Raw genomic sequence first — 2,587 nt, 5'->3', positions numbered from 1 at the left:
CCCCGAGGCCCAACCGCCGCTGGCGGCAGCACCGTTCACCCCCGTGACGGCGGATGCGGGAGCCGGGACGCCGCCCGCTGCCGCCGCCCCTTCCCAGACGGCGCGGGGACCGCTGTCGGACGGGCCGGCTCCCACCGTGCCGACGGCCGGCGCCTCCCCCACCGCAAGCACGCCCACCGCGGGGGCGCGGGGTCCCGAAGCGCAGGCGGCCGCCGCGCCCGTGCAGCAGGCGGCGGGCAGGCCGCCGGCCATCGACACCGTCATCAGCGGGAAGACTGCCGGTGAGCCACGAGCACGAACGCCGCCGAGCCGACCTCGCCGGCCCCGGCGGGGGGACGGCCGCGGGACCTGACCGTCACAACGGGCTCGGCCACTGCCACGTCCACTGGCTGTGAGTACTTCCACATGCAGGAAGCGAGGATCGCTTGGGAAGATGCCAACCCGAACCTCCTGAACGAGGCCTCGCAGCACAAGGTCGGGCCGTACGACGGTCAGATCATCGATGCGCTCGGCCGGACCGTGGCCGGGTTCCCGGAGTTCGCCGGCCGGGGGGACGAACGGCTGATCGACGTCCTCGCGGATCTGACCCACTCCGAGCTGGTGAAGTTGGAGCACCTGGCGGGCGAGAACGGCCTCACCTCTGTGGGCAAGGATTTCCAGTCCATTCTCGCCGACGGCACGCTGGAGCGTGTCGTGTCGCAGCACACCGAGTCCACGCTCGGGGACTTCCTGCCGTCGGAGCCCCCGTCGCCTGTCGTGGATGCGCCGGAGAGTGTCCTGGTGGTGGACACGCCCGAACCGACGGTGGAGACGCCGGCGGGAACAACGGAGCCGGCCGGTCCGCGTGACGCCGAGCGAGCGGACGGCACGGCCCCCGAGCGCAAGGACTCGGGGTACGACTCCTTGAAGGAGAACGACGGCAGCGGCCTGGAACCTGCCGGGCCGGCCTCGGATCTCTCTGCTGAGACGGTCAGTGAGGGCAGTGCCCGTTCAGGTCTGCCCGAGGTCACGGTCGTTGCGGAAGGGAGCCTGGCGCAGGGCATGACCGCGCGGTCGGGTTTCGTGGGTGAGGGCGGCGCGAACCCTCTGAGCGGTGCCCCGCGCGAGGGGCTCGTGGTCACTGCCACGCCGGAGCGAAGCTCTGCCGAGGCTGTCGGAGTCCCCGAGCCGACCCCGTCCCTGGACGCGACGCTGAGCCCTGTCGCGGCGCCGCACGAGATGCCGTCCGGGCCGGGTCCCGAAGGCGGTGGGGCAAATGCGCCGGAGGCGGTCCTGGAGAACGCTCTGCGGAGCGATGTGCAGCATGCCGTCCTCCAGTGGATGAATTCCGTGCCCGAGCTGGTGCGCCTGGCCGACGTGATGACCCTCGCGGACGCGATCGCCGCAACTCCCCCGGATGCCGTAGGCGCTGTGCGCGAATGGGTCAGTTGGGTGGCGGACAACACGTCGCCGGAGGTGTGGAACGCCGTAGACCCGCAGACTCGTGTCCGCATCCGCGAGGCCTTGCTGACAGAGACCCTTGCCAGCCTGGCGAGGAACGACTTCGTGATGGCGGAGAACCAGATCACCCTGGTGGAGGAGACGGCGACGCCGGTCGCCCCTGAGCCGGTTTCCCCGGCCGCTCCTGAGAGCGTTCCTCCGGTCGTTCCGGAGCCGGTTCCTCCCGTCGCTCCTGAGAGCGTTGCTCCGGTCGCTCCCGAGAGCGTTCCTCCGGTCGCCCCCGAGCCGGTGAGTACGGCTCCGGAGCAGTCCGGTCCTCCGCCGGCGGCGGGTCGCCGGATGGGGGAGGCGGGTGCCCCGGACGAGTCGCGCATGATGACGGCCATCGTGAGATCGGTCGAGTCGCTGGGCGAGCTGGCGCCGCGTGGGGAACAGTCGCTTGTCGAGGTCCTGCGCGACCTGACTCCCGAGCAGATGATCAAGTTCGAGGCGCTGACGCGCCGGCACGGTCTGGAGGAGTTCGGACTGAGCGCCGTCGAGCTCATCGAGCCCGGGGGGCTGGTTGAGCAGGCACTGGCGGGCAAGGACTTCCTGGTCAAGGACTTCCTCTCGTCGGAGGCCCTGACCGAGGCGGGTCTCCGGCGAGAAAGCTTCTGGTCGGAGAAGGTTGCCGAGTCCGCATTCGAGACGGTCCAGGATCTCTTCGCCGAGTCGGTCCGTGAGGGCAGCGTTCGTTCAGGCGTGCGCGAGGTGACGGTCGTTCCGGAGGGGACCGTCGTGGAGGGCATGGCCGGGGAAGTCGGCTTCGTCGCCGAAGAGGCGCCGCCGCGCGAGTCCGTACCCGAGAGGGTGCCGCCGACCGCACGGCGTGCTCCGACGGTGGACGCTCCTCCCATCCCGGACCACGTCGCCTATATGGAGGAGGCGCGTATATGGGAAACGCGCGGTGAGGCCGAGAAGAGCAGCCTGATGATGCGCGAGTACGCCGTCATGAGGGAAGCGAGGGACGCCTGGGAAGCGGACAACCCGGGGCTCGTGGGAGAGGCCCCGCAGCACAAGGTCGGGCCGTACGACGATCAGGTCCTGGCTGCGCTCGAGGGCGCGAAGGCGGAGTTCTTGGGGTCTGCCGCCCGAGGGGACGAACGGC

Annotated in this window: 1 protein-coding gene and 1 pseudogene; one reads left to right on the top strand and one right to left on the bottom strand. The window is 70.8% G+C overall.

The features are described from left to right. Positions 1-264, bottom strand: a pseudogene (locus OO54_RS46980) (bifunctional RNase H/acid phosphatase); the annotation flags it as partial. Between the two features lie 141 nt (positions 265-405). Here OO54_RS46980 and OO54_RS40735 point away from each other — a divergent pair. Beyond that, the coding region (locus OO54_RS40735; protein ID WP_033212724.1) for a hypothetical protein at positions 406-2,587 on the top strand (2,182 nt) is incomplete at its 3' end.

Source organism: Streptomyces wedmorensis (assembly GCF_000716445.1).
GTDB classification, from domain to species: Bacteria; Actinomycetota; Actinomycetes; order Streptomycetales; family Streptomycetaceae; genus Streptomyces; species Streptomyces wedmorensis.
The sequence above is the reverse complement of the archived record's forward strand: the minus strand, read 5'-3'. Positions and strand labels throughout refer to the sequence as shown.